This window comes from Methanoculleus sp. (genome assembly GCF_035363275.1).
Classification (GTDB): Archaea; Halobacteriota; Methanomicrobia; order Methanomicrobiales; family Methanoculleaceae; genus Methanoculleus.
In genome coordinates, this window is sequence record NZ_DAOSET010000089.1 from 1 (window position 1) to 4,810 (window position 4,810).

The 4,810-nt window shown below is 64.1% G+C and carries 4 protein-coding genes; 1 reads left to right on the forward strand and 3 read right to left on the reverse strand.

Translation table 11 applies throughout. The features are described 5' to 3' along the window. Positions 1-232: 232 nt before the first annotated feature. Positions 233-715, forward strand: coding sequence for a tRNA (N6-threonylcarbamoyladenosine(37)-N6)-methyltransferase TrmO (gene tsaA, locus PLN84_RS12505; RefSeq protein ID WP_292383197.1), 483 nt, complete (start codon positions 233-235; stop codon positions 713-715). 574 nt (positions 716-1,289) lie between these two features. On the opposite strand, the gene PLN84_RS12510 is transcribed toward tsaA, so the two are convergent. From PLN84_RS12510 to PLN84_RS12520, 3 genes are all read right to left on the reverse strand, one after another. Continuing rightward, complete coding sequence (locus PLN84_RS12510; RefSeq protein WP_292383198.1) at positions 1,290-1,448, reverse strand: rubredoxin; 159 nt, start codon at positions 1,446-1,448, stop codon at positions 1,290-1,292. A gap of 85 nt (positions 1,449-1,533) precedes the next feature. Continuing rightward, positions 1,534-3,147 carry a DUF87 domain-containing protein gene (locus PLN84_RS12515; RefSeq protein ID WP_292383199.1) on the reverse strand — a complete coding sequence of 538 codons (1,614 nt, stop codon included), beginning with the start codon at positions 3,145-3,147 and terminating at the stop codon, positions 1,534-1,536. 86 nt (positions 3,148-3,233) lie between these two features. Continuing rightward, positions 3,234-4,616 (reverse strand): MFS transporter, encoded by a 1,383-nt coding sequence (locus tag PLN84_RS12520; protein WP_292383201.1) that lies wholly within the window; start codon positions 4,614-4,616, stop codon positions 3,234-3,236. Between the last annotated feature and the right edge of the window lie 194 nt (positions 4,617-4,810).

Consider the following 4,810-nt stretch of genomic DNA (forward strand, 5'->3'; position numbering starts at 1 on the left):
CCCTGTCCAGGATGCCCCAGGGGCTGACGACGAGGGCTTCCGGCGCGAGATAATCACGGTAGAACTCTACGTCCCGGGTGTCAGCAGCCTTCCAGGCTCGCTTCTCGATATCGGAGAGAACCGCTAACAGGTCTTCCATAGAGAGCATGTGAACGCATGGGACGATAATAACCGTTTCCCATGTCAACCCGGATGCAAACCCTCTTCGCCTCGCCGGCAAGAGAGGTACCCCATGACCGGGATCACCTTCACCCCCGTCGGCACCGTCCGCTCCCCGTTCCACGACCCCCGCAATATGCCCATCCAGCCCCTTGGCGCCCGGGGGGTCCGGGGCACCATCGAACTCGACCCGGTGTATGCCGCCGGACTAAGAGATCTCGCCGGATTCTCGCGGATCATCCTCCTCTACCACTTCCACCGCTCGGAGGGGTACGCGCTCGAGGTGGTCCCGTTCCTCGATAAAACACCGCACGGCGTCTTTGCGACCCGGGCGCCCCGCCGCCCCAACGCCATCGGGCTCTCGATTCTCAGACTGGTCGCCGTTGACGGCACGACGCTCACCGTCGAGGACGTGGATATCCTGGACGGCACCCCGGTCCTCGACATCAAGCCCTACGTCCCGGCGTTCGACGCCTACCCTGACGAACGGTCCGGGTGGCTGGCCACCACCGGCGATGACCCCCGCACCGTGCGGTCGGACGACCGGTTCTGCTGACCGGCACAGCATTTATCCGGCTCCCGGCCGCAGGGGCGAATCGATGAATGCCGACGATATCCGGGAAGAACTCGTCTTTGTCGCCCGGGAAGCCGCCCTCGCCGCCCGGTGCTCGGGATACACGCCGACGCGCTTGTCCCCCTTCTCTTCTCGCTCCGCTACGGAGGCGACTGGAGCTACGCCGCGGAGGGGGTCGCTGCGGGCAATTCCTCCCCCCGCTTGCGCAGGGGGTCTCCTTGCCCGTTCGAGATGAATCCATCATCTCTTCACCTCATCGCCCCGACCGGTCGCAACGTCGACGGGGGCACGGCACCCATGTACCCCGGAGGGATAAGTACTCCGGTCAGGAGAACGGAGACGACGTCTCCTGCCGGCAAGACCATTGAGGACAAAGGACACCGGTTCCACCGGATTTCGGGGCCGTGCAGCAGAATTCCGCCCGATGAGGCAGCCGGCAGAGCGCCCCGCCGGTCGGGATATCTGCGGGGGGAACTCCGGGCTTCCAGTTCAGGTGAGGGAAACCGTTCCCTCACAGGGAGGCCTGAACAGTGATCAAGAATTTTGTATCTGTGGATCAGAGCTTCGAGAATCGGCTCTTCGGCGCACCGCACCGGGGGCACCGCCAGGTGTCCGGAAGGTCTTCGAAGGCCGTATTCGCCGCGACGCCATGGGCGGAGTCGCCAATCGCAGGGTTATAGACGTAGCCGCAGAGATTGCACCGGTAGGAATCCATCGAGCATTCACCTTCTTCCCCTCCCGGCTCGCGGCCGGCGGGGGCACAGACTGATCGTCGACCCCTGAGAGGATAAGCGCTCCGGTCAGGGGGCCGGGAAGTAGAGTTCCTTTCCGGTGCAGCCGTCGAGGACGATCGAGCGCTCCCCGTGCTCCGACACAAACCGGATCGCGTAGACCGGGTAGTAGATCGTCTGAAAGTCGACGATCTCCGCCGTCGGCTCAAGCCCCTTCAAGACGGTCCGGAACGAGGCCTCCGTAACCTTCGCCCCGGGGCGGGTACCCCGGAACGGCTCCATCGGGAGGTCCGCCCCCCGCCGGAGGGCGGAGAGCGCCGGGATCTCTTCAGCAAGCAGGGGCACGTAGACCACCGCATCGCCCATCGTCTTCATCTCCGTGATGAGTTTCGCCTTCGTCAGGCTTTTTAGGGCTTTCTTCACCACGTCGGGCGCAAGACGGGTCTCGGCCTCGATCTCGATCTGTGTCGATCCGCCATTCGCGAGCCCGGTGACAACCTTCACCGCGGCCTCGTCAAGCCCCAGGAGTTCCGAGAACCCCGGCCTGACCGTCAGCCCCCGGTCCACCTCAACGACGCTGCCGGTCTCGCCGTCGATGACGAACGATGCCGTCCTTGTCGCCTTCCGGATCAATCCGCCGATGTAGCGGACCTCAACCCGGTGAAGCGGCCGGTAGACCAGAACACCCGAGACGATCCGCTCTTCAGGCTCGAGGAGAAAAAATCGGCGTTTCCGTCTCGCCATGGCAATATCAAGTGCCTCCTCGCGGAGGAGCACCGGGACCACCGCCTCACCGGAGGCGGGCGGCTTCACGTCCACCGGATCACTCTTCGGGGGCGGATCGCTCTCACGCGGTGGATCGCTCTTTGGGGGAGTACGGGTCTCGGGCAGGGCCGCCGGCATGACCGGAGGAGCGGGCGTGAGGCGGGGTGTCAGCCCCCGGTGCTCGCACAGCCGCTGCCCGAAGCGCATCTTCACTTTCTCCCGGGAGAGCCCGCCCATGACGAAGAACTCCCCGGGCTCGAGATCCGCGAGTTCTTCGACCTCTTTGCGGGACGAAAAGAAGAGGCTGACCGCTTTTAAGTCGTTCTCGATCGAGAGTTTCCCGATGATCTGGCTGTTGCACTGTGAGAGGACATTCTTCGTCACGAGCGACGGCCGCTGGGTCGCGACTAAGAGGCCGAGCCCGCGCTTGCGCCCCCGGCGGGAGATCTCCTCGATCTTCTTGATAGAGGTCCCCGACTGGGGAATGAACTTATCCGCCTCCTCCACGATCAGCAGGAAGGGCTTCTTTAACTCGCTCTCCAGGTCGTAGAGAACATCGGCGAGGAGGACCACCTGTTCCTGCATATTGGTCTCCGAGACGTCGAAGATCACCGCCGACCGGGAGCAGATCGCGCTCTGCATCAGTTCCCGGAGGTTCGCCCGCCCGATATCCACGTCGCAGTCGTTCCCTGAACCGATCCAGAGGAGAGGGAACCGGTCCCTGAGCGAGGAGTACTCCCCCTCCGTGTCGATGAGGCAGAACCCGACCCGTGCCTGCAGGAGCCGCTCACAGAGGACCGCGATGCCCCAGCTCTTCCCGGCACCCGACTGCGCGATGATACAGGTCCTTCCCGTGACCAGTTCCTGGGCATCGACGGCAATCTCCCGTTCACCGGCCCTGCCGATTGCGAGTTCCATCCGATCAAGAGATCACAGGATGTCGGGAGTTTTAACGGTTTCTTTTGGAACCAGAGGGCCACGTTTGCAATATACGTCACCCGTTATCAGACGTTGTTTCTTCGGAGCGAGAGGAGAACGCCGAAGGCCGAGAGGACCGCGAACGCGAGGAAGACCAGCCGGAGGCTCAGCAGAAACTCCGGGAATACCGCCGGCGTAACGACGGTCGCCCCCATGATGACCGCAAAAACCACGAGCACCGCTCCCATGCTCAGCATCATGCCGAGCGACCGCACCATTGCCGTCATCGCGGATGCGCACCCGTAATCCCGCTTCGTGACAGAGCCCATGATGGCGGTGGTGTTCGGGGATGAAAAGAGCCCGACCCCCACACCCAGCAGGACCAGAAGAGCGACAATCGCGGCGACCGGCGTCGTCGGAGAGAGGAGGGAGAAGCCGAAGAGGGCCACGGCCGAGAGCGCGATCCCCACCGAGGCGACGACCCCGGGCTGTATCCGGTCGGCGAGGCGGCCCGAGACCGGGGCGACGAAGACCTGGATCACCGGCTGGACCAGGAGCAGGGTGCCCGCGGCGACGGGTGCGTAGCCCCGGACGTACTGAAGGTAGAGGGAGAGGAGGAACCCGACCGCATACGTGGCGCTGTAGTTAATCAGGGCGGCACCGTTCGAGGCGGCAAAGACCCGGTTCTTCTCGATGAGCGATACCGGGAGGAGGGGGCAGGGCTGCCGCCGCTCCACCCGGAAGAAGACCACCCCAAGGACGACGGCTGCCGCGAGGAGCGCCAGACCGACCGGGGTGGTCGCAGAGGCCAGGCCCAGGAAAAGGCAGAGGATCAGGGCGGAGGAGAGGACCATCCCGGGAGTGTCGAAGTGCTCCTGCTGCTGCTCGTTCAAGAACGCCGGGAACTTTTTCGCGTAGAAGAGAGCCGGGACGGCGAGGAGCGCGGTCATGATGAAGATGCTTCGCCAGCCGAAGAACTGGGTCAGGACACCCCCGAGGAACGGCCCGAGCGAGAGCCCGGCGTAGACGGCGGTGACGTTCAGCCCGATAGCGGTGCCACGTTCGCCGGGCGGGTAGAGGTGGGTGATCAGGGCCACGCTGTTTGCGTAGATCATGGCGCCGCCGGTCCCCTGCAGGAAGCGGAAGACGAGGAGCAGTTCGAGCGTGGGCGTGAAGATGGTGAGGAGGGAGCCGGCGGTGTAGACGACGACCCCGAGCAGGAAGACGGTGACCTTCCCCCGTGAGTCGCCGAGCCTCCCTGCCGGGAGGAGGAAGATGACCGACGCGAGGAGGTAGGTGCTGGAGATCCAGGCGAGCGCGGCGGCGTCGGCAGAGAACTCACCGCCGATAGCAGGGAGGGCGAGGTTGATCGCGGAGCCCGTGAACGGGTTGAGGAACGTGACGACGGTGACCAGCAAGAGGATGAATCTTCGCGAGTAGGGTTTTTCGTCTTCCTGCTTCATTGCCATCGCCCATACCCCCTGCCGGGAGTGTATGACTAGGTATTTGCGGCAAACGCAAATAAGGACACTGCTGCTGCCCGTTTAGATCCCTGCAGTATCTTTTAATGAGAATACCTCCCCAACATCCCCGGGATGCCTCAACCACCCCCGGAGACCCGGCAGGAGGTCCGCGACCTCTCGATCCGGCTCATCCTGCTGCT